19 protein-coding genes are annotated in these 21,606 nt (G+C 55.8%); 12 read left to right on the top strand and 7 right to left on the bottom strand.

The window, feature by feature from the left end:
- Positions 1 to 69: 69 nt before the first annotated feature.
- Positions 70 to 1,407, bottom strand: coding sequence for an aromatic acid/H+ symport family MFS transporter (locus tag IMQ33_RS14890; protein ID WP_196062237.1), 1,338 nt, complete (start codon positions 1,405 to 1,407; stop codon positions 70 to 72).
- Between the two features lie 319 nt (positions 1,408 to 1,726).
- Here IMQ33_RS14890 and queE point away from each other — a divergent pair, with 319 nt between their 5' ends.
- Positions 1,727 to 2,398: a 7-carboxy-7-deazaguanine synthase QueE gene (queE, locus tag IMQ33_RS14885; protein ID WP_196062238.1), complete on the top strand. Its 672-nt coding sequence runs from the start codon at positions 1,727 to 1,729 to the stop codon at positions 2,396 to 2,398.
- 291 nt (positions 2,399 to 2,689) lie between these two features.
- Here queE and queD read toward each other — a convergent pair whose 3' ends face one another.
- The gene (gene queD / locus IMQ33_RS14880; protein WP_021179400.1) at positions 2,690 to 3,049 is read right to left on the bottom strand and encodes a 6-carboxytetrahydropterin synthase QueD; all 360 of its coding nucleotides are present in this window, start codon (positions 3,047 to 3,049) and stop codon (positions 2,690 to 2,692) included.
- Positions 3,050 to 3,469: 420 nt separating this feature from the next.
- Between queD and cysJ the strand changes: the two genes are divergently transcribed.
- The 3 genes from cysJ (at position 3,470) to cysH (ending at position 7,841) form a co-directional block, all read left to right on the top strand.
- Complete coding sequence (gene cysJ / locus IMQ33_RS14875; RefSeq protein WP_161712349.1) at positions 3,470 to 5,272, top strand: NADPH-dependent assimilatory sulfite reductase flavoprotein subunit; 1,803 nt, start codon at positions 3,470 to 3,472, stop codon at positions 5,270 to 5,272.
- Positions 5,272 to 6,987, top strand: a complete 1,716-nt coding sequence (cysI, locus tag IMQ33_RS14870; protein ID WP_074032408.1) for an assimilatory sulfite reductase (NADPH) hemoprotein subunit — start codon at positions 5,272 to 5,274, stop codon at positions 6,985 to 6,987. Before cysJ ends, cysI begins: the two co-directional genes overlap by 1 nt.
- 119 nt (positions 6,988 to 7,106) lie before the next feature.
- Positions 7,107 to 7,841 (top strand): phosphoadenosine phosphosulfate reductase, encoded by a 735-nt coding sequence (cysH, locus tag IMQ33_RS14865; RefSeq protein WP_065687034.1) that lies wholly within the window; start codon positions 7,107 to 7,109, stop codon positions 7,839 to 7,841.
- Positions 7,842 to 8,020: 179 nt separating this feature from the next.
- Here the strand turns inward: cysH and IMQ33_RS14860 are convergent, their stop codons facing one another.
- Both IMQ33_RS14860 and IMQ33_RS14855 read right to left on the bottom strand, forming a co-directional pair.
- On the bottom strand, positions 8,021 to 9,103 hold the full coding sequence (locus IMQ33_RS14860; protein WP_161712348.1) for an aminopeptidase: 1,083 nt from the start codon (positions 9,101 to 9,103) through the stop codon (positions 8,021 to 8,023).
- A 191-nt stretch (positions 9,104 to 9,294) separates the two neighbouring features.
- Positions 9,295 to 11,916 carry an MXAN_6230/SCO0854 family RING domain-containing protein gene (locus tag IMQ33_RS14855; RefSeq protein ID WP_196062239.1) on the bottom strand — a complete coding sequence of 874 codons (2,622 nt, stop codon included), beginning with the start codon at positions 11,914 to 11,916 and terminating at the stop codon, positions 9,295 to 9,297.
- A gap of 379 nt (positions 11,917 to 12,295) precedes the next feature.
- Between IMQ33_RS14855 and cysG the strand changes: the two genes are divergently transcribed.
- The 5 genes from cysG (at position 12,296) to IMQ33_RS14830 (ending at position 17,113) form a co-directional block, all read left to right on the top strand.
- Entirely contained in the window at positions 12,296 to 13,726 is a 1,431-nt protein-coding gene (gene cysG, locus IMQ33_RS14850; protein WP_196062240.1) for a siroheme synthase CysG, read from the top strand.
- Positions 13,727 to 13,736: 10 nt separating this feature from the next.
- Positions 13,737 to 14,645, top strand: coding sequence for a sulfate adenylyltransferase subunit CysD (cysD, locus tag IMQ33_RS14845; RefSeq protein WP_024485711.1), 909 nt, complete (start codon positions 13,737 to 13,739; stop codon positions 14,643 to 14,645).
- 12 nt (positions 14,646 to 14,657) lie between these two features.
- Positions 14,658 to 16,088 (top strand): sulfate adenylyltransferase subunit CysN, encoded by a 1,431-nt coding sequence (cysN, locus tag IMQ33_RS14840; RefSeq protein ID WP_098928722.1) that lies wholly within the window; start codon positions 14,658 to 14,660, stop codon positions 16,086 to 16,088.
- Position 16,089: 1 nt separating this feature from the next.
- Positions 16,090 to 16,707 (top strand): adenylyl-sulfate kinase, encoded by a 618-nt coding sequence (gene cysC / locus IMQ33_RS14835; RefSeq protein ID WP_370572399.1) that lies wholly within the window; start codon positions 16,090 to 16,092, stop codon positions 16,705 to 16,707.
- A gap of 88 nt (positions 16,708 to 16,795) precedes the next feature.
- Positions 16,796 to 17,113 (top strand): DUF3561 family protein, encoded by a 318-nt coding sequence (locus IMQ33_RS14830; protein WP_074032400.1) that lies wholly within the window; start codon positions 16,796 to 16,798, stop codon positions 17,111 to 17,113.
- Between the two features lie 200 nt (positions 17,114 to 17,313).
- On the opposite strand, the gene IMQ33_RS14825 is transcribed toward IMQ33_RS14830, so the two are convergent.
- The 3 genes from IMQ33_RS14825 to IMQ33_RS14815 all read right to left on the bottom strand — a co-directional run bounded on the left by IMQ33_RS14825 (position 17,314) and on the right by IMQ33_RS14815 (position 19,643).
- Positions 17,314 to 18,036, bottom strand: coding sequence for an amino acid ABC transporter ATP-binding protein (locus IMQ33_RS14825; protein ID WP_196062241.1), 723 nt, complete (start codon positions 18,034 to 18,036; stop codon positions 17,314 to 17,316).
- Positions 18,020 to 18,787, bottom strand: coding sequence for an amino acid ABC transporter permease (locus IMQ33_RS14820; RefSeq protein WP_024485716.1), 768 nt, complete (start codon positions 18,785 to 18,787; stop codon positions 18,020 to 18,022). Before IMQ33_RS14820 ends, IMQ33_RS14825 begins: the two co-directional genes overlap by 17 nt.
- Before the next feature lie 85 nt (positions 18,788 to 18,872).
- A complete protein-coding gene (locus IMQ33_RS14815) occupies positions 18,873 to 19,643 on the bottom strand; it encodes a basic amino acid ABC transporter substrate-binding protein (RefSeq protein WP_065687025.1) in 771 nt (256 codons plus the stop codon).
- Between the two features lie 443 nt (positions 19,644 to 20,086).
- On the opposite strand from IMQ33_RS14815, the gene ftsB reads away from it, so the two are divergent.
- Genes ftsB through ispF form a run of 3 tightly spaced genes read left to right on the top strand, consistent with a single transcriptional unit; the run spans position 20,087 to position 21,603 of the window.
- Positions 20,087 to 20,407, top strand: coding sequence for a cell division protein FtsB (gene ftsB / locus IMQ33_RS14810; protein WP_024531004.1), 321 nt, complete (start codon positions 20,087 to 20,089; stop codon positions 20,405 to 20,407).
- 3 nt (positions 20,408 to 20,410) lie between these two features.
- Complete coding sequence (ispD, locus tag IMQ33_RS14805) at positions 20,411 to 21,118, top strand: 2-C-methyl-D-erythritol 4-phosphate cytidylyltransferase (protein ID WP_196062242.1); 708 nt, start codon at positions 20,411 to 20,413, stop codon at positions 21,116 to 21,118.
- An 11-nt stretch (positions 21,119 to 21,129) separates the two neighbouring features.
- Positions 21,130 to 21,603 carry a 2-C-methyl-D-erythritol 2,4-cyclodiphosphate synthase gene (gene ispF / locus IMQ33_RS14800; protein ID WP_021179414.1) on the top strand — a complete coding sequence of 158 codons (474 nt, stop codon included), beginning with the start codon at positions 21,130 to 21,132 and terminating at the stop codon, positions 21,601 to 21,603.
- Positions 21,604 to 21,606 lie beyond the last annotated feature (3 nt).

Raw genomic sequence — 21,606 nt, 5'->3', positions numbered from 1 at the left:
TTACAGGGGGGTTGGGAGACAAGGATACATAGGGCGCCGCATACAGCGCCCATCAATATAATCAATAGGTTAGATGGCCGGTTGCAATGCGCTTGAACGCGTCATCTTGAATACCGTGGCCAGGCTGGCTAGCAGCGCCGGGATCGCCAGGAACAGTAAAATACTCTGCACTTGCCACTCCATCGCCAGAAGCTGAGCCGCCATCATGGTACCAGCCACGCCGCCAAAGCGGCCAATGCCCTGCATCCAGGCAATACCGGTAGCGCGGCTGTGCGTTGGGTAGTAGGTGGCAGCCAGGGTTTGCAGGCCGGATTGCGCGCCGTTCATGGTGATGCCCATCAGGAAGATAAAGGCGCCGAGCAGCACGATCTGGCTATCCTCGGTGGCCATCGCCACAATCAGCAGGGCGCTGATGGCAAAGCCGGTGGAAACCACCTTGTGGGCATTCCAGCGGTCCATCAACCAACCGGCCATCAGGATCCCCATCGTTCCGCCGAAGGTGAACAGCGACGTCAGGATCGCAGACTGCTCAAGCTGATACCCCAGCCCTTGCATCAACAGCGGCATCCAGCTCAACAATACGTAGTAGATCACCAACCCCATAAAGTAGGTGAGCCACAGCATCAGTGTCCCCACCAGGTAGGGGCGGCTGAACAGCAGGCCGACGCTGGTCTTCGACAGGGCCAGCTTGTCTTCATACAGGTAGAAACGGGTGATATGGCTGATGTTGTGGTTGATAAAGCGTTGGGCAATCTGTTTGATTTTAGCGGCATCCTGACCACGGTTAACCATGTATTTCACCGATTCCGGCAGCAGCAGGATCAACAGCACGGTGAGCAATAGCGGGGCAATGGCCCCCAGCAGCAACACGCTGTGCCAGCCGTAAGCAGGGATCAGCCAGGAAGAGATGGCGCCACCGCCTGCCGCTCCCAGCGGAAAGCCGCAGTACATGGTGTTAATGGCCAGCGATCGGCAGCGCTGCGGAGCATATTCGGAGATCAGCGTAATGGCGTTTGGCATGGCGGCACCCAGCCCAAGCCCGGTGAGGAAGCGCCACAGCGTCAGGCTATTGAGTGAACCCGCGTAGGCGGTGGCCAGGCTGGAAAGGCCAAAGAACAGGCAGGAGAACACCAGCACCCGTTTGCGGCCAACGCGGTCAGAAATCGGCCCGGCAACCAGGGCTCCCAACGAAAGGCCAAGCAGCGCCGCGCTTAATACCGGCCCCAGATCCTGTTTCACGATCCCCCAGTCTTTGGCCACCGAAGGGGCGATATAGCCCATCGCCGCCGTATCGTAACCGTCAATTGCCAGGATCAGGAAACCCAGGATGATCAGGGTCCAGTGAAACAGCGAAAATTTGCTGTCGTCGATAGCCTGCTGAATATTCAACTCGGTGGAATGGGCCATAGTTTCCTTAAACGCAGATAGGATGTTGATGGATCGTCGGAACTGCGCCCGACTTGTGCCTGCCTGTCTATACATCTGCGTCACAGGCGCTTTTATGTCAAATATTTTCGTTTTAAATGTTAATTTTATGTTTGTTTTGAGCGGTGGATAACATCGGTGGTTGGCGTTAAGTCTGCAATAAACGTCACCCATTAGCGGGTTAACCGGAGAAAGCTGCTGGGCACCGCCGAACGGACAAAATTTAATACACTTTTCCAGGTTTGGTCGCCCGGTCGGGATCTGCGATAATGCGTCTTTACCTAGACAGATTGAGAAAGCGATGCAGTACCCGATTAATGAGATGTTCCAGACTTTGCAGGGCGAAGGCTATTTCACCGGCGTTCCGGCCATTTTTATTCGCCTACAGGGTTGCCCGGTGGGATGCAGCTGGTGCGATACCAAACACACCTGGGAAAAGGACGCCGATCGGGAAGTGGATATGCAACGCATCCTGGTGAAAACTGCCGAGAGTGATGCCTGGGGGAGCGCCAGTGCAGAACAGTTGCTGGAGGTAGTCGAACAGCAGGGCTATACCGCACGCCATATCGTGATCACCGGCGGTGAGCCGTGCATCTACGATCTGATCCCGTTGACCAAGCTGTTCGAGAACGCAGGCTTCGGCTGCCAGATCGAAACCAGCGGCACCCATGAAGTCCTCTGTACCCCCAATACCTGGGTGACCGTTTCACCCAAAGTGAATATGCGCGGTGGTTTGAAGGTGGTAGAGCAGGCGCTGATGCGGGCCGATGAGATCAAGCATCCGGTGGGGCGTGAACGTGATATTGAGGCATTGGATGAGCTGCTGGCAACGTTGCACGACGAAAAACACCGCATTATCGCTTTGCAGCCGATCAGCCAGAAAGAAGAGGCGACGCGGTTGTGTATTGAGACCTGCATTGCCCGCAACTGGCGGCTTTCAATGCAGACGCATAAGTATTTGAATATCGCTTAAGACCGGCCCCTCACCCCAACCCTCTCCCACAGGGAGAGGGAGCTGATAGCCCCTGCTCTGTTGTGAGAAGAGAGATAATCTCAGCAACCTGGATCATTCCTTCAACCGCTGGTGCTGATGATACATCACTAGACTATCAGCTTAACTCGATGGGTTTCCTTCAACCGCTGGCGCTGATGATGCATCACTGTACTTTCAGCTTAACTCGATCGATTCCCTCTCCTTGGGGAGAGGGTTAGGGTGAGGGAGATCGCACCGGAGCCAATTGCCTCACCCCCGAACCTTGCTCTGTTAACCTTTATATACGCAGCCTGCAGTACAGGTCTCTTTGACCATCACCGCCGACAACTCTGGCAACTGCGGTTTCAACTGCTGCCAGATCCAGGCGGCGAGCACTTCGCTGGTCGGGTTCTCCAAGCCAGGAATATCGTTCAGATTATAGTGATCCAGGCGCTGCCAAATCGGCTTGAAAGCGGCCTTCAGCTCGGCAAAGTCCATCACCCAACCGGTGTGGGCGTCCACTTCCCCGGTCACTTCAATGCGCACCATAAACGAATGCCCGTGCAGGCGGCCGCATTTATGGCCCTCCGGTACGTTTGGCAGATGGTGTGCGGCTTCAAACTGAAAATCTTTAAATAGCGTGGTTGCCATTATTACGGCCTCATTGACTCAAAAACCGCCGAATACTAACGGAAAGCGGCCCTGGTTACTATCTTTTGGGCTGCTTCAGGGGAGATCCAGGGGGGCAGCATGTAGCGCTGCTGGCATTTTTTTATTTGGGCGGGATTGAGCCTATCGGAGGCGGTTATCAACCTCAAATGCGATTCATTCAAACTTTAAAAAAATAAATCATTAGATATCAATTTATTAAAAATAAATATCTAACGATTTAGCCACTATCCCTTACCAGGAAAACTGCTTAGTCGTTTTGGTTATTAATTATTGCTATCCCTTATTTAATCGTTGCAATTACGCTCGGTAACCTTACAAACTCTCCTGGTCTTTTCAGGACATTACACAACAACCATTACAGCGACTGACACTGGCTAAGCATAGGATATCCGTACCGCGATGACGACTCAGGTTCCTCCAACATCTTTGCTCCCGCTGACCCCCGAACAGCTCTCGAGTTTGCAGGCCGTCATTGGCGGGTACTCCCCAACGCAGCTGGCGTGGCTCTCTGGTTACTTCTGGGGCAGGGTTAATCAGCAGCCGGAAATCGTGGCTTCAGCACCGGTTGCCGCGGCCCCTGCGGCCAGCATCACCCTGATTTCTGCTTCCCAGACCGGTAACGCACGCCGTCTGGCCGAACAGCTACGCGACGATCTGCTGGCGGCTAAGCTGAGCGTCACCCTGGTGAATGCCGGTGACTATAAGTTCAAGCAAATCGCCCAGGAGCGCCTGTTGGTGGTGATCGCCTCCACCCAAGGGGAAGGGGAGCCAGCGGAAGAAGCGGTGGCGCTGCACAAATTCCTCCATTCGAAAAAAGCCCCCAAACTCAATGAAACTGCCTTTGCGGTGTTTGGCCTGGGGGATAGCTCTTATGAGAATTTCTGCCAGTCCGGCAAAGACTTTGATGGCAAGCTGGCCGAGCTGGGGGCCGAGCGCCTGGTGGAGCGCATCGATGCCGATGTGGATTATCAGGAACTGGCTATCGCCTGGCGTAAGCAGGTGGTGGAAGTCCTGAAGGCTCGAGCGCCAGCGGAAAACAGCTCTCCGGCGGCATTGGCCAGCGGTGCGGTCGATCAACTGGACAGCAGCCCCTACAGTAAAGAACAGCCGCTGACCGCGCAATTGGCGGCCAAGCAAAAGATCACTGGCCGTGCTTCCGATAAAGACGTGCGCCATATTGAAATCGATTTAGGCGATTCCGGCCTGCGTTATCAACCGGGCGATGCGCTGGGCGTATGGTTTGATAACGATCCGGCGCTGGTGGATGAGCTGGTACAACTGCTGTGGCTGAAAGGTGACGAACCGGTCGAGGTTGAGGGGCAAACCCTGCCACTGCGTGAAGCTTTGCGTAGCCACTTTGAACTGACGCAGAACACCACGCCGATCGTGGAAAAATATGCCGGGCTATCGCGGGACGAAAAGCTGATTGGCCTGCTGGCTGACAAGCCTAAACTGCAACACTACGCCCATAACACCCCAATTGTGGACATGGTACGCCAGGCTCCGGCCGACCTGAACGCAGAGCAGTTACTCAGCCTGCTGCGCCCGCTGACGCCGCGCCTGTACTCCATCGCCTCCTCTCAGGCAGAGAATGAAAACGAAGTGCACATCACCGTTGGCGTGGTGCGCTACGACATTGATGGCCGCAACCGTGCCGGTGGGGCTTCCAGCTTCCTGGCCGATCGTCTGGAAGAAGAAGGCGAACTGCGGGTGTTTATCGAACATAACGACAACTTCCGTTTGCCTGCCAACCCGGAAACGCCGGTGATCATGATCGGTCCTGGTACCGGTATTGCCCCGTTCCGCGCCTTTATGCAGCAACGTGAAGCGGAAGGTGCCGGGGGCAAGAACTGGCTGTTCTTTGGCAACCCGCACTTTACCGAAGACTTCCTGTATCAGGTTGAATGGCAGCGCTATGTGAAAGAGGGCTTGTTGACCCGCATCGATCTGGCCTGGTCACGGGATCAACAACATAAAGTTTATGTGCAGGACAAGCTGCGTGAGCAAGGTGCGGAAATCTGGAACTGGATCCAGCAGGGCGCGCACATCTATGTCTGTGGCGATGCCAACCGCATGGCGAAAGACGTTGAAAACACATTGTTAGCACTGGTGGCCGAGCACGGTGGTATGGATACCGAGCTGGCAGACGAATTCTTAAGCGAGCTGCGCCTTGAGCGCCGTTATCAGCGAGACGTTTACTAATGAGTGATAAACACCCTGGGCCTCTGGTGGTTGAAGGCAAATTGGCCGATGCCGAGCGTCTGAAGAAAGAGAGTAACTTCCTGCGCGGAACCATTGCCGAAGATTTACAAGACGGTCTGACCGGCGGCTTTACCGGCGATAACTTCTTGCTGATCCGTTTCCACGGCATGTACCAGCAGGACGATCGCGATATTCGCGCCGAACGTGCCGAACAAAAACTCGAGCCGCGCCACGCCATGATGCTGCGCTGCCGCCTGCCGGGCGGGATTATTTCCCCACAACAGTGGTTGGGGATCGACAAATTTGCCGCGGAAAGCACGCTCTACGGCAGCATCCGTATCACCAACCGGCAGACGTTCCAGTTCCATGGCATCGTCAAAGGTAACGTGAAACCGGTGCACCAGTTGTTGAACCGCCTGGGGCTGGATGCGTTGGCGACGGCTAACGACGTGAACCGTAACGTACTTTGCACCTCGAATCCGGTGGAGTCGGAGCTGCATCAGGAAGCGTACGAATGGGCGAAGAAAATCTCCGAGCACCTGCTGCCGCGTACCCGTGCCTATGCTGAAGTGTGGCTGGATAAAGAAAAAGTCGCGACTACGGACGAAGAGCCGATCCTGGGCGCTACTTACCTGCCGCGCAAGTTTAAAACCACGGTGGTGATCCCGCCGCAGAACGATGTGGATCTGCATGCCAACGACATGAACTTTGTGGCGATTGCCGAACACGGCAAGCTGGTGGGCTTTAACCTGCTGGTGGGCGGCGGTCTGTCTATCGAGCATGGCAACAAGAAAACCTATGCGCGTACGGCGAGTGAGTTTGGCTATATTCCGCTGGAACACACGCTGGCCGTCGCCGAAGCGGTGGTGACCACCCAGCGCGACTGGGGCAACCGCACCGACCGTAAGAACGCCAAAACCAAATATACGCTGGAGCGGGTGGGGGTTGATACCTTCCGCGCCGAAGTAGAAAAGCGGGCTGGCATCACCTTTGCGCCGGTGCGTCCGTACGAGTTTACCGGCCGTGGCGATCGCATCGGCTGGGTCAAAGGGGTTGATAATCACTGGCACCTGACGCTGTTTATTGAAAACGGTCGCCTGCTGGATTATCCAGGCCGTCCGCTGAAAACCGGCGTGGCCGAGATCGCCAAGATCCATCGGGGCGACTTCCGACTGACAGCCAACCAGAACCTGATCGTGGCCGGCGTACCGGAAAGCGAAAAGGCGAAGATCGAAGCCCTGGCGCGCCAGCATGGCCTGATCGACGACGGCATCAGCGAGCAGCGCAAGAACTCGATGGCCTGTGTGTCCTATCCAACCTGCCCACTGGCGATGGCGGAGGCCGAGCGCTTCCTGCCGGAGTTTGTGACCAAGGTAGAAGGCATCATGCATCGGCATGGTGTGGGCGATGAGCACGTGGTACTGCGTATCACCGGCTGCCCGAACGGCTGTGGCCGAGCGCTGCTGGCGGAGATTGGGCTGGTCGGTAAAGCGATTGGCCGTTACAACCTGCATCTGGGCGGTAACCGTGAAGGGACGCGTATTCCGCGCATGTATCGGGAAAATATTAACGAAGAAGAGATTTTGCAGACCATCGACCAACTGGTAGGGCGTTGGGCAACCGAGCGCACCGCTGGCGAAGGTTTTGGCGATTTCACCGTGCGTACCGGGATTATCCGGCCGGTGGTGGATCCCGCGCAGGATTTCTGGGAATAACCTTGCTGGCTTCCCTCACTCTTTGTGCAGCAGCTAAGTTTGTGCACCTTACTGTCCCCTCTCCCTGTGGGAGAGGGTTAGGGTGAGGGGCCACATCAACACTTTCAGGAGATCGCATCATGGCTGAATTGGATCTGGCGGCGCTGAACGCGCTACCGAAGTCCGGTCAAGCGCTGGCACTGGCGGTCGTTAACGGCCAGTTGGAACAGCTTTCTGCACAGGAGAGGGTTGCCTGGGCGCTGGAACATCTACCGGGGGAGTTTGTGCTTTCCTCCAGCTTTGGTATTCAGGCGGCGGTGTGCCTGCATCTGGTCACGCGCATCAAGCCGGATATCCCGGTGATCCTGACCGATACCGGCTACCTGTTCCCAGAAACTTACCAGTTTATCGACCAACTGGCCGACAAGCTGAACCTGAACCTGCAAGTGTTCCGCGCCGAGCATTCACCAGCCTGGCAAGAGGCGCGCTACGGCAAGCTGTGGGAGCAGGGCGTTGAGGGCATTGAGCGGTACAACCAAATCAACAAAGTTGAGCCGATGAACCGCGCGCTGGAAACGCTAGGTGCGCAAACCTGGTTTGCCGGCCTGCGCCGTGAGCAATCGGGCAGCCGAGCCAATCTGCCGGTGCTGGCGGTGCAACGAGGGGTGTTCAAGATCCTGCCGATCATCGACTGGGATAACCGCCAGATTTACCACTATCTCACCGAGCATGGCCTGAGCTACCACCCGCTGTGGGATCAGGGCTACCTGTCGGTGGGTGATACCCACACCACCCGTAAATGGGAGGAAGGCATGAGCGAGGAAGAGACCCGCTTCTTCGGCCTGAAGCGCGAGTGTGGTCTGCACGAAGGTTGATGTCCCTAACCCTCTCCCACAGGGAGAGGGAGCTGAAAGTCACTGCTCTGTTGGGAGAAAGAAGTTCACTCTTAGCCGAGGCGAGTTACTCGGTGTTGATGATGAATCACTCACTTTCAGCCTGACTCGATCGGTCACTCTCCTTGTGGGAGAGGATTAGGGTGAGGGGCTGTAACGTACTACTTCTTCTTTTTCTTCTTCTGCTCTGGAGCAGGATGCGCCTGCACCCATTCTTTTACCAACGGTAACAGGATCCGCACGCTGTCGCGGCTGCGTTTGTCGATCCGCCCTGGCAGGTGGGTTTCCAGATATTGCAGATTGTCGTATTGCGGGCGATGCCAGGTAATGCCCTGCGGGAAGCTGGGGCTGACAGCACGCTGCTGGTAACCGTTCTGATCCCCCAGCGACCAGTTGGTGGCTTCTACCGCCATCACCGGAATTTTGGCGTTATCAAAGACAATCTGATCGGAACAGCAACCGGTGCCGGTTGGAAAACCTTTGCTGCCTGGGTTGATGGCCGCTTCAATGCCATAACGGTGGGCGATGCTCAACGCACGATCGCGGGATCTGGCCACCACTTCCGGCTCGGTGTTACGCCCGGAATGGAAATAGAGGCGATCGCCGGTGATCAGGCTATCGAGGTTAATCACCAGCAGCGTGTTGTTACGCTCTTCCGGCGTCATACGGGCGAGGTAGTTCTTAGCCCCTATCGACTTGAGCTCTTCACCGCTCGTGGCCACAAAGCGCAGGCTATAGGTGGTGGGGATGTTTTTCAGCCTGTTGGCCAACTCCAGCATCACGCCCACGCCGGAGGCATTGTCATCGACCCCCTGTAGCGTCAGGCCACCAAGATTATTGTCCACCTCATCGTCGCTAAGCGGGGTGTAGGTATCGAAGTGCGCCATGATGATGACCTGTTGGGGCCGCTCACCCTTTTTGGTGGCAATCACCGAGGTGACGCTGATCTTGCGCCAGTTTTCACTGGTGTCTTTATTGGTGTAGAGATAACGGGCGTCAAAGGTGCGGGTATCAGCCGGGTAGCCCATCTCGGTAAACTGCTGTTTCAGGTAATCTGCGGCCAGTAATTCTGCCGGGCTGCCCGCCATGCGGCCGGGGAAGTAGGTAGCGATATGGCGGATCTGTTTAGCGGCGAACTGGCCCATCGGGGCTTCTTTTACGGGTTTGGTAGCGGCCGAAACGCTTACAGCACTGCCGAGAGCGACTAGCAACAGCCCTGCTCTCAGACACAAGCGGGAAAACATACCGAAAAATCCTTCTTTGACAGCGGTGATGCCGATTATTTTTGCGATGTTCAGTATGGGACGCTACGGGCGATAAGACAATTTCTTCGCGTCCTATTTTTGTCTGAGGTGCGCGCCGTTAAACCGCTGCTATCAACGTTTGGGGACTAACATGTTCGGCCGTAGGCGCGCCGCATGTTGCGCCCGATAGCCTACGATAACCAGTCGCTGGCCCGAATAGCGTCATGCCATTTCCCACGCATCAGGGCATAACCCACACTCTCTGGCGGTAGATTGAAATTACCTTCCAATACCGCGGCCAACATGGGTTCCTTAAAATCAGGCTGTGTAGCGTACGCTGTGCTACCGCTTCCTTGGAGAATACGCTGGTAAAAATTCCACGGGGATTCATCGTCATTCCTGGTATAGAGAACCGTGTTTTGGCCACGGATCCACACCTGTCGAGTGCGTGCTGCGGCATGTAGTACCGTGAGCTGAAACATCGTGGGCCGTATGCCCATACCAAAATAGCTCATGACGTCGGCGCAAATACGCTGCAATGCCGTTTGCGAATTGGCGACGTTGTTGTAGGCAAATCCACCCTGGTTGCTGGCATCCAGCCAGAAAATACGGTTTTCCTCCACATCCAGAACCAGAGGCACAAACGTGCCAGTCTCACCGGCGAGCTGGAATTTGTGTTCTACGGTGCGTGGATCGAATACCGAACTGTCATCACTGTCTACAGGATCGCGTAGCATGATACCGGCAAAGCCGCGCTCCAGGCCTGAAAATGGCAGCCCGGAATATTTATGGATCTGCATGACGGCATAGCGGATCCCGCTGTTCATCGCCGCTTCGCGGTGCAGATCGATAAACTCCGAGGCACCATCCGGGTAAGGGGCATCCTGATAATCACCCGAGTGAATGGCAACTTTTTTTCCCTCAATATCGCAGCTTAGATGGTAGTAGGTGCATTCGTTGACGAAGTTCCAGTCCTTATCGAAAAAAGCCACGGCCAGATCGAGATCGGTGGAATAACCTTGTGGTGGCTGACACCAATGTGTAAATAGACGGATCAAGCTGCCAGAGGGAACCGATAACGACGAGCCGCGTGGCAGATCGATCGCCTGGGAACTGGCGGTGCGCTCGTTGAACGGCACCATAATATCCCGCAGCGCTTCATCGATGAAGGCAGTCTGAAAATCAGGCTGTTGCGCAAAGCGTTGCAACAGTTCCTGCTCAATGGCGGTTACCAACGGTAGCGTCATTTCCGGTGGCAGAGGTATCCGCCGATCGGCGGTTGCCGGTGCCAGAAATTGAGCTCCTTTCGGGAAGTAGACCCGCACGGGCCAACATTGGTCACGATGGGCCAAACTGCTTGCCAGCGTGAGCAACACCGGGGTGGCTAACAAGGGCAACTTGCTGCAAAACAGGGCCTGAATACCGGAGCTGCCTTGCTGTGTCTCCATACGGAGTAGATGATCAAGGCGACGCGCCAATTCCCCTGGTCGCGTGGCCAGCAATCGACACAGTGCTGGCAGATCCTGGGTATTAATATGTTGTTCTACTTCAGCATTGAAGCTGATAAAACGGACTTTTCCTTTGGGATCATGGCGATAGCGGGGAAGATCTAAAGCTGAGTAAAGATGCTTAGCCAGCGGTGTTGCCGACTGGCGGACCAAGGCAAAAGCAGTCGCAACCCGTGGGAAGCGTTTTACGTACTCAAACGGATGCAAAAACTCGCCTACCCAAACCCAGAAAGAGGCGTGCCGCAGCATATCCTCTACCATGCTCTCCTGTGGCAAACACTCAAGACGCGACAGTAATTCACGACGCAGCAAGCGCGGTAATGGTGCCATCTTAAAGCGCTTGACTTCGGCCGGTAAAAAACGCACTTGCGGGTATTGTTGTTGGTAGAGCTGCCAGCGTTTACTCAGCCGTTCAGGTGAAACCTTTCGCACATCCATGGTGACTAGTGCGGGTAACAATGCCGGGCTTGCATTAGAAAATGCGGCCAATAAACGCAGGAAATCGGTGGCCGTTGTCAGATAAGGTTCCGCCGCTTGCAGCACCTCAGTGGCGCTATTTCTCTGCAATAAGGTGCCAAACAGCCAGGCAATGTTTTCCCGTAGTGGGATCTCGGCGGGTAGCCACTCAAGCACCGTAAAGCCATAAGCGTCGATTAGCGTTTTAAACGCCTGGACATCGTTAGGTGACATCGCCTGGCGGCGTTCACAGAGCGATACAAATAGCCGACGCGCACATGCCATCTCATCGTCTTGCAGATCAAGCCATTTAAAACGGATGGTCTTTTGCTTGCTCGCCGGACGTTCTAGATGGAGGTCTTTAAAAAAAGGAGAGGAGAGATCGACGTGATGCTCGCAAACGGGGCAGGCCGAATAGTTACTGCCATCAAAACAGTAGTCACAGACGATATGCTGGCAGGGATTCAATACATGAACGGTGTCATGATGCCCGCAGAACAGGCAGGGTTGATCTTCCGCCTGTAGATAATGCGTCAGCACCTTTTGGGACCAAAGTTTGTAGGTATCTGCCGGGATCCCCCGAGGAAACGAGCGGAATAACGGGCGATGCTGAACGCCTCCACCAGCAGCTTCGTTGAGCGTTTTGCACAGGCTGAGTATCAATTGGGTTAATGCGTTGACGTCGAGTGTTTGCAGACGGTCGCGTAATTTATAGCTGAGTACGTAACCCAATGCCGCCAACTCTATTTCTGCAGCCTCGATGAGGGTTTTATCCAACCGTTCACCCGCAGGGGCAACATCAAGCAAGCCATAGCGAACCAAAAGAAGTTTCTGGACAGGGGAGAGCATAAAAATCCGTTTTGATGGCAGAGAGTAAGTGGTGCGGAGATAATAGCATTGGGTGTGGAAGGAAAGCGCCTGAGCTAATTCAAAGGAGAGAAGGAAGCCCAGACTAAGCCTTCCACCGGACGATAATAGCATGTGCCAATTCCAGGGAGCAATGTTGCTGAATCTGTTGTGGGTAAAACGTACGCAGTGTGTAGCCCCCGTACCAATACGAGTCTGAGTTGCGTTAACCCACACCTGTAACCTCAATACGTACAGCGAGTTAGGCGCACTGCCAACAGCCTTATTCCATTTAAGAACATCTCATGCCTTTTCGTCATTTCAGGGGGCAAATCGCACGCCGTATAGTCACCCTATCAATCTGTTATATGAAAAGGCCGTTGTGGACTATCTACCAATATTTGCCGACCTGAAACAACGCCCAGTGCTGGTGGTTGGCGGCGGCGAAGTGGCTGCACGCAAAGTCGACCTCCTGCTACGAGCGGGGGCGGAAGTGCGGATCGTGGCGCAGGCGCTCTTAGCTGAGCTGGAGCACCAACACCTGCAAGGGCGCGTTGAGTGGCTGGGGCAGAATTTTGTGCCGCAGCAGTTAGACGACGTCTTTCTGGTAATTGCCGCTACCGACGATAGCGCGCTGAACGCCGAGGTGTATGCCGAAGCGGATAAGCGCCGCGTGTTGGCCAACGTGGTGGATGACCAACCGCGCTGCTCCTTTATCTTCCCGTCGATTATCGATCGTTCACCGTTGGTGGTGGCCGTGTCATCTAGCGGCCAGGCTCCGGTATTGGCGCGGATGTTACGTGAGAAGCTGGAGGCGTTGTTGCCCGCCAGCCTGGGGCAGATGGCGGAAATGGCCGGAGGGTTGCGTGGCAAAGTGAAGCAACGGCTGGCTTCCCTCGGGGCCAGGCGCCGTTTCTGGGAGAAAACCTTCAACGGCCGTTTCGCGACTTTGGTGGCGAATGGTCAGACGGAGCAGGCGCAGCAGCAGTTGGAACAGGATTTAACGGCTTTTGCGCAGGGTAATGAGGGGGCACAAGGTGAGATCGCACTGGTCGGGGCAGGCCCGGGCGATGTCGGTTTGTTAACCCTACGCGGGCTGCAGGTGATGCAGCAGGCCGACGTGGTGCTTTACGATCATCTGGTGAGCGAAGAGACGCTGGATTTGGTGCGTCGCGACGCCGAACGTATCTGCGTGGGCAAACGCGCCGGTGCGCATTCGGTGATCCAGGAAGAGACCAATCGGCTGCTGGTGGAACTGGCGCAGCAAGGGAAGCGGGTTGTGCGATTAAAAGGCGGCGATCCCTTTATCTTTGGCCGGGGTGGCGAAGAGTTACAGGTGGCCGCCGCTGCCGGGATCCCCTTCCAGGTGGTACCGGGCGTAACCGCTGCCGCAGGGGCTACGGCCTATTCAGGTATTCCGCTAACGCACCGCGATCACGCCCAAAGCGTGACCTTTATTACCGGCCATTGCCGTGACGATGACGACGGCTTGGATTGGCCCGCTTTGGCGCGGGCGCGGCAGACGTTGGCGATCTACATGGGCACCATGAAGGCGGCAGATATCAGCCGCAACCTGATCGCCCATGGCCGTGATGCGGATACGCCAGTCGCGGTGATCAGCCGGGGTACGCGGGCCGATCAACAGGTGCAGACTGGCACCTTGCAACAGCTGGAACAATTAACTCGGCAGGCCCCGTTACCGGCGCTGCTAGTGATCGGTGAAGTGGTGGAGCTACACCATCAAATCGCCTGGTTTGGGCATCAATCGCAGACGGCAGTGGCAGCGCGCCCGGCCGTCGTGAATTTGGCTTAAAGGATCTGTTATGGACCAAAAACGACTCACTCATTTGCGGCAATTGGAGGCGGAGAGCATCCATATCATCCGTGAAGTGGCCGCCGAATTCGGCAATCCGGTGATGCTCTATTCCATCGGTAAAGACTCCTCGGTGATGCTGCATCTGGCACGCAAGGCGTTCTACCCGGGCACGCTGCCGTTCCCACTGCTGCATGTGGATACCGGCTGGAAATTCAACGAAATGTACCAATTCCGCGATCGTACTGCCAAAGAGTACGGTTTCGAGCTGCTGATCCATAAAAACCCGGAAGGGGTGGCGATGGGGATTAACCCGTTTGTCCACGGCAGCGCCAAGCACACCGATATCATGAAAACCGAAGGCCTCAAGCAGGCGCTGAACAAGTACGGCTTTGATGCTGCTTTCGGTGGCGCACGCCGTGATGAAGAGAAATCCCGCGCCAAAGAGCGAATCTACTCTTTCCGCGATCGCTTCCACCGTTGGGATCCGAAAAACCAGCGTCCAGAGCTGTGGCACAACTATAACGGCCAGATCAACAAGGGCGAGAGTATCCGCGTGTTCCCGCTGTCGAACTGGACCGAGCTGGATATCTGGCAATACATCTTCCTGGAGAAGATCGACATTGTTCCGCTCTACCTGGCCAAACCTCGCCCGGTGGTGGAACGCGACGGCATGCTGATGATGGTGGATGACGATCGTATCGATCTGCAACCGGGTGAAGTGATCAGCCAGCGTATGGTGCGGTTCCGTACCCTCGGCTGCTGGCCTTTGACCGGCGCGGTGGATTCTTCAGCGCAGACGCTGCCGGAGATCATCGAGGAAATGCTGGTTTCTACCACCAGCGAACGTCAGGGCCGCATGATCGACCGCGATCAGTCCGGTTCGATGGAGCTGAAAAAGCGCCAAGGGTATTTCTAAGGAGCCGCCGGAATGAACAACGTTATTGCACAACAAATCGCCGAACAGGGCGGGGTAGAAGCCTACCTGCACGCGCAGCAGCACAAGAGCCTGCTACGCTTCCTGACCTGCGGCAGCGTGGACGACGGCAAAAGCACCCTGATTGGCCGCTTGCTGCACGATACCCGCCAGATCTACGAAGATCAGCTCTCAACCTTGCATACCGACAGCAAACGCATCGGCACCCAAGGGGAGAAGCTCGATCTGGCCTTGCTGGTGGATGGCCTGCAGGCAGAACGTGAGCAGGGCATTACCATCGACGTGGCCTACCGCTATTTCTCGACCGAAAAGCGGAAATTCATCATCGCCGATACGCCGGGGCACGAGCAGTACACCCGTAATATGGCCACCGGCGCGTCGACCTGCGATTTGGCGATCCTGCTGATCGATGCGCGCAAGGGCGTGCTGGATCAGACCCGTCGCCACAGCTTTATTGCCACGTTGCTTGGCATTCGCCATTTGGTGGTCGCGGTGAACAAAATGGACCTGGTGGATTACAGCCAGGCGGTGTTTGAACAGTTCAAACAGGACTACCTGACCTTCGCCGAGCAGTTGCCCAACGACCTGGAGATTAAATTCGTCCCGTTGTCGGCACTGGACGGGGACAACGTCGCTACCCAGAGCACACAGATGCCTTGGTACAGCGGCCCGACGCTGCTGGAAGTGCTGGAAAGCGTGGATGTGATCAGCGAGCGTGAACATCAGCCGCTGCGCTTCCCGGTACAATACGTCAACCGCCCGAATCTCGATTTCCGCGGTTATGCCGGTACGTTGTCTGCCGGTGTGGTCCGCGTGGGCCAGCGCATCAAGGTGCTGCCGTCTGGCGTTGAATCCACCGTGGCACGTATCGTGACCTTTGATGGCGATCTGCAGGAGGCGGGGCCGGGTGAAGCGATCACACTGGTGCTGAAAGACGAAGTCGATATCAGCCGGGGCGACCTGCTGGTGGATGCCAGCGAAACCCTACAGGCCACGCAAAGTGCCTTGGCAGACGTAGTATGGATGGCAGAACAGCCGCTGTTGCCGGGCCAAAGCTACGACATCAAGGTAGCCGGGAAGAAAACCCGCGCCCGCGTTGAGAGCATTCGCCATCAGGTGGAGATTAACTCGCTGTCACAGCATCAGGCCGATGTGTTGCCTTTGAACGGCATTGGGCTGGTGGAGCTTACCTTCGACGAACCTCTGGTGCTGGACAGCTATCAACAGAATCATGATACCGGCGGCCTGATCTTTATCGATCGTTTGACTAACGTCACGGTTGGCGCGGGGTTGATCCGCGAAGCCTTGCAGCAGGATAATCCGGCAGCGGCGGGGAACTTCAGCGCCTTTGAACTGGAGCTGAACGCCTTGGTACGCAAGCATTTCCCACACTGGGGTGCGCGTGACCTGCTGAAGGGGAATTAACGTGGCCGAGGCTGAGTTAGCGAAAGACGAAAACGTCGTGTGGCACCCGCATGCGGTAACGCGTGCGGAGCGTGAAACCGCGAACGATCATCAGGGTGTGGTGCTGTGGTTTACCGGCCTGTCTGGTTCAGGGAAATCGACCGTGGCCGGTGCATTGGAACAGGCGTTGCACCAGTTGGGGGTCAGCACCTATCTGCTGGATGGCGACAATGTGCGCCACGGCCTGTGCCGCGACTTGGGGTTCTCTGACGACGATCGGCGTGAGAATATCCGCCGGGTGGGTGAAGTGGCCAAACTGATGGTGGATGCCGGGCTGGTGGTGTTGACGGCGTTTATCTCACCGCACCGTGCCGAACGGCAGATGGTGCGGGAAATGTTGGCAGAGGGGCAGTTTATCGAAGTGTTTGTCGACACTCCGCTGGCAATTTGTGAGGCTCGCGATCCGAAAGGATTGTACAAAAAGGCCCGCGCTGGTGAACTGCGTAATTTCACCGGTATCGACTCGGTGTATGAAGCGCCGGAACGACCGGATATCCGGCTTAATGGTGAACAATTGGTAACAAATTTGACCGCGCAATTGTTAGACCTGCTGCGTGGTCAGGCTATTATCAAACCCTGAATTCGCAAAAGGCGCATGGCGTGATCCAGCCACGCGCTTTTTACTCTAGTAAGTCGCCGCAGAGCGAGCCAATAGACCAGGGAACGCTATGCAAAATGCCACGCCACTAGTGATTGATAGCCAACTCGAGCCAGAGGAACCCTCATACTCCTTTTTGGGCGGTACTAGCGGCTTTGTCTTCTATTGGTTGGCGTTTACCGTGCCTTTTCTGGTTTACGGCTCTAACACCTTGTTTTTCCTTCTCTATACCTGGCCGTTTTTCCTGGCTTTGATGCCGGCCTCCGTGCTGCTGGGTATCGTCTTCAGCGTGGTGCTGCGCGGGCGTTTGTTCCTCACGCTGCTGCTGACCGGTATCACCGTCATTTGTCTGTTCTGGCTGGTGTTCAGCTTTCTGAGCGGTTGGTAATCCAGACGCCCTCACCCTAGCCCTCTCCCCCAGGAGAGGGGACAGCATGTGCCACAGATTGAGTTTGTGCCTATCTAGGCCCCGAATCAGGTCAAAGCCAAAGATTGGCTTCGGTTCCTGCCGCTAGCACTGGGCCAACTCCCTCTCCCTGTGGGAGAGGGTTGGGGTGAGGGGAACATGCGTCCAAGAGATGCCGAAGGTTACAAAACTTTGCTTAAAAATGCCTGGGTGCGTGGATTGGTCGGGTTACCGAAGATGTGCTCCGGTGTGCCTTCTTCCTGAATAATTCCCTGATCGATAAACAGCACCCGATCAGCCACTTCACGGGCGAAGCCCATTTCGTGGGTTACCACCACCATTGTCATGCCTTCAAGGGCCAGCGCTTTCATCACCGCCAGCACTTCACCGACCAACTCCGGATCCAGCGCCGAGGTAGGCTCATCAAACAGCATGATTTGCGGTTCCATCGCCAATGCGCGGGCGATGGCGACACGCTGTTGCTGCCCGCCGGACAGGCTGCTGGGATAGGCATCGATCTTGTCCAGCAGGCCTACTTTATTCAGTAGCACTTCGGCACGTTCAATGGCCTCGCTGCGGGACAGTTTTTTCACCTCCACCGGCGCCATGATGATGTTTTCCAACACCGTCATGTGCGGGAACAGGTTAAAGCGTTGGAATACCATGCCCACGCTTTCACGCATCTTGTTCAGATCGGTCTTCTGGTCGTGAATGGCAAAGCCGTTAACGTCGATCTCACCGCCAGAAAGCGTTTCCAGCGCGTTGATACAGCGCAGAAAGGTACTTTTACCGGAGCCGGATGGGCCGATAATACACACCACTTCTTTCGGCGCGATCTGGCAGGAGATCCCGCGCAGCACGTGGGCTTCGCCAAATTGTTTTTGCAGGTTATGTACGCGAATCACTTTTACCGAACCTTTTTTCCATGTGTTGCACCATCAGCGAGAGCAGGAAGGTGATGATCCAATAGATCACTGAAATAGTCAGATAGGGCTCCCAGTAGGTGGCGTACGCGCCGGAAACGGTACGCGCGGCATAAGCCAGATCCGCCAGACCAATCGCGGAGGCCAGGGACGAATCCTTGACGATGGCGATGGCGTTGTTGCCGAGCGGTGGCAGCATGCGGCGGAAGGCCTGCGGCAGGATCACCTTACGCATGGTTTTGCCGTAGCCCATTCCCAACGAGCGCGATGCCTCCATCTGGCCGCGATCGATCGACTGGATCCCGGCACGGAAGATCTCCGAGACGTAGGCACCGGCGTTCAACGTGATGGCGACTACGCAAGACAGGAAGGCACCGTAATCGGAACGTAATGCGCGCGCGAAGTCGACGCTCATCAAACCGTTGCTGACCAGCAGGCCGTCACGCGGATTGATAAACAGCGGCACCAACGCGAAGTGGACCACCATGATTTGCACAAACAGCGGCGTGCCCCGGAAGGCGCTAATGTAGATGCGCACCGGCCATTGCACGCAATAGTGCAGGATCGGTTTCCAGATGCCGTGCGGAGCCTGCGCCAGGCGGCCTAAGCCGAGGAGTAGCCCCCAAGTGGTGCCCAGGATCACGCAGATGATGGTACATTTGATGGTCATCCAGGCACCCTCCATAAACAGCGGAGCGTATTCCTCAATGATCTCCCAACGGAATGCTGACAAAATAGAATCCTTACGGTGGTAGTGCGAACTTGCAGGTCATTGATACGTAGGGGCACAGTCAATTGCGCCCCTATTTACAGCCGGTTTATTCTGCTGGCAGCGTAGGGACGTTGCTGTCGAACCAGGTCTGGTAGATTTTGGCGTAGGTGCCATCGGCGATGATTTTCTTCAGGCCGCTGTTAATCTTGTTGCGCAGCTCATCGTTGCCCTTGGCCACCGCAATGCCGAAATACTGGCGCTCAAACTTGGCGTCTGACACCAGCTTGAACTCTTTCTCCGGGTGGGTCTTGATATAGAACTTGGCCACGCCAACGTCACCCACGGCCGCGCCAATACCATCTTCATACAGCTCTTGCAGCAGCAGCGGGGTATTATCAAAACGCTTAATGGAGGTGCTGTTCTTACCCAAGACGTCGGAAACCACGATGTCGCCGGTGCTGGAGTTAACCACGCCCACCTTCAGGGTTTTCAGCGCGTCGATGGAGTCTACCGTAGACTCTTTAGGGACTACGATAGCCTGCTCTGCCGGGAAGTACGGCGTAGAGAAGTCGACCATCTGCTTGCGCTTGTCGGTAATGGTGATGCCGGAAATGATGATGTCGCGGTCACCAGAGTTCAGGGTGGCAAAGATGCCTTCCCACGGCGTATTTACCAGCTTCACCTGGAAACCTTCCGCTTTGGCGACGGCCTTGATCACATCGATATCAAAACCTTCCAGCTCTTTTTTGCTGTTTTCGTATTCGAACGGACGATAGGTACCGCCGGAGCCGACAACATACGTCGGTTCTGCGGCAAAGGAGGCCGCGGAAAAAGTGGCCGCCAGGCAGGCACTAATCAGCACGAGACGTTTTAACATGAGCAATCCCCGAATAAGTTGAGTCGTTAAGTAAAGGTTATACATTGGATTTATTTATGCACTTTAGATGCATAAAAATAAACTTACATGAATAAAAACACAACCCCTACCTGATGATGAAAATGCTAACAGTGTTAAATATGAATAATTATTTAAAAACTGGCTTAAATGTCGGTAAAAATACCCTCAGCCCAGTTATTCTTACTGCATACTGATGTGGGGTGACGATGTGCGCATGATGTCGATATATGCAGCAGCATGTTGCGCCCGTCGAGCCATGCTGCCTGCGGCCACCTGGATTTAATGCCGCTTTCAGGCGACAATCAGGCGCTAAACTCAGGAAATTCTGATTACGCTTGATGGCTACAGGTGAAAAGCCGCTGCTGCTGTGGAGTCAAACGGCAAGTTGTGGGATGATTAAGCGCTTTTTTTAGGGGGCGGAGATGGGAAAACTGACGCTGCTATTGCTGGCGCTGCTTGGCTGGTTACAGTATTCGCTGTGGCTGGGGAAGAATGGTATTCACGATTATGTACGGGTCAATGATGATGTTGTGGCTCAGCAGAGCAACAATGCCAAATTGAAAGCGCGTAACGATCAGCTGTTTGCCGAGATCGACGACCTGAACGGCGGTCAGGAAGCGATAGAAGAACGCGCACGTAATGAACTGGGCATGATCAAGCCCGGCGAGACTTTCTATCGTCTGGTTCCTGAACCTTCCGGGCGCAACGCGGCGTCTGCCACACAGAACAACCCACCGAAGTAACGCATGAATCCATCCGTAGGCTCCTCCCCTCAGGTGATCGCCGTCCTGCCCGCTGCCGGTATTGGCAGCCGTATGCAGGCCGAGTGCCCGAAGCAATATTTAACCATCGGCCATCAAACCATTCTTGAGCACGCGATCCACGCTTTACTGCGCCATCCGCGTATTACCCAGGTGATCGTGGCTATCAGCCCCGAAGACCAACAATTCAAGACATTATCGATCGCCAGCGATCCGCGGGTCCTGGTCACTGAGGGTGGGCAGCAGCGCGCCGATTCGGTACTGGCCGGGCTGCAATTGGCAGGCAACGCACACTGGGTTTTGGTACACGATGCTGCCCGCCCTTGCCTGCATCCCGACGATCTGGAGCGATTGCTTGCGATCACGGCACACAGTAAGGTCGGCGGCATTCTTGCCGCACCGGTGCGTGATACCATGAAGCGTGCGCAGGTGAGCCAAAGCATCATCTCGCACACCGTCGAGCGCCAGGATTTGTGGCATGCACTGACGCCGCAGCTATTCCCGCTGGAATTGCTTAAACTCTGCCTGCAACGCGCCCTGGATGAAGGGGCGACGGTAACCGATGAAGCCTCGGCGCTGGAGCATTGCGGCTATCATCCGCTGCTGGTGGCGGGGCGTGCGGACAATATTAAAGTGACGCGGCCAGAGGATTTGGCGCTGGCGGCGTTCTATTTGACTCAGTTGAACAACTAAAGGAGCGCATCATGCGTATCGGTCACGGTTTTGATGTCCATAAATTTGGCGGCGAAGGGCCGTTGGTGATCGGCGGTGTTCGCATTCCTTATGAAAAAGGACTGCTGGCTCACTCCGATGGTGACGTGGCGCTGCATGCGGCCACCGATGCCCTGCTGGGGGCGGCGGCGTTGGGGGATATCGGCAAGCTGTTCCCGGATACCGATCCGGCTTTCAAAGGGGCAGACAGCCGCGAGCTGCTGCGCGAAGCTTGGAAACGCATTCGTGCCAAGGGCTATCGTCTGGGTAATCTGGATGTCACCATCATTGCGCAGGCACCGAAGATGGCACCACACATTCCTCAGATGCGCATCTTCCTGGCGGAAGATCTGCAATGCCATATGGACGACGTTAACGTCAAAGCGACCACCACCGAGCAACTGGGCTTTACTGGCCGTGGCGAAGGCATTGCCTGCGAAGCGGTTGCCTTGTTGATCAAGGAATAACGC

It is taken from the genome of Serratia sp. Res13-Sevr-LER1-36-b, assembly GCF_015673035.1.
GTDB lineage: Bacteria > Pseudomonadota > Gammaproteobacteria > Enterobacterales > Enterobacteriaceae > Chania > Chania fonticola_C.
This window is presented reverse-complemented; position numbering and strand designations above follow the sequence as displayed.

Coding starts and splice junctions, on each gene's coding strand:
- IMQ33_RS14890 (WP_196062237.1), bottom strand. CDS start 1,407: ATGGCCCATTCCACCGAGTTGAATATTCAGCAGGCTATCGACGACAGC.
- queE (WP_196062238.1), top strand. CDS start 1,727: ATGCAGTACCCGATTAATGAGATGTTCCAGACTTTGCAGGGCGAAGGC.
- queD (WP_021179400.1), bottom strand. CDS start 3,049: ATGGCAACCACGCTATTTAAAGATTTTCAGTTTGAAGCCGCACACCAT.
- cysJ (WP_161712349.1), top strand. CDS start 3,470: ATGACGACTCAGGTTCCTCCAACATCTTTGCTCCCGCTGACCCCCGAA.
- cysI (WP_074032408.1), top strand. CDS start 5,272: ATGAGTGATAAACACCCTGGGCCTCTGGTGGTTGAAGGCAAATTGGCC.
- cysH (WP_065687034.1), top strand. CDS start 7,107: ATGGCTGAATTGGATCTGGCGGCGCTGAACGCGCTACCGAAGTCCGGT.
- IMQ33_RS14860 (WP_161712348.1), bottom strand. CDS start 9,103: ATGTTTTCCCGCTTGTGTCTGAGAGCAGGGCTGTTGCTAGTCGCTCTC.
- IMQ33_RS14855 (WP_196062239.1), bottom strand. CDS start 11,916: ATGCTCTCCCCTGTCCAGAAACTTCTTTTGGTTCGCTATGGCTTGCTT.
- cysD (WP_024485711.1), top strand. CDS start 13,737: ATGGACCAAAAACGACTCACTCATTTGCGGCAATTGGAGGCGGAGAGC.
- cysN (WP_098928722.1), top strand. CDS start 14,658: ATGAACAACGTTATTGCACAACAAATCGCCGAACAGGGCGGGGTAGAA.
- IMQ33_RS14830 (WP_074032400.1), top strand. CDS start 16,796: ATGCAAAATGCCACGCCACTAGTGATTGATAGCCAACTCGAGCCAGAG.
- IMQ33_RS14815 (WP_065687025.1), bottom strand. CDS start 19,643: ATGTTAAAACGTCTCGTGCTGATTAGTGCCTGCCTGGCGGCCACTTTT.
- ftsB (WP_024531004.1), top strand. CDS start 20,087: ATGGGAAAACTGACGCTGCTATTGCTGGCGCTGCTTGGCTGGTTACAG.
- ispD (WP_196062242.1), top strand. CDS start 20,411: ATGAATCCATCCGTAGGCTCCTCCCCTCAGGTGATCGCCGTCCTGCCC.
- ispF (WP_021179414.1), top strand. CDS start 21,130: ATGCGTATCGGTCACGGTTTTGATGTCCATAAATTTGGCGGCGAAGGG.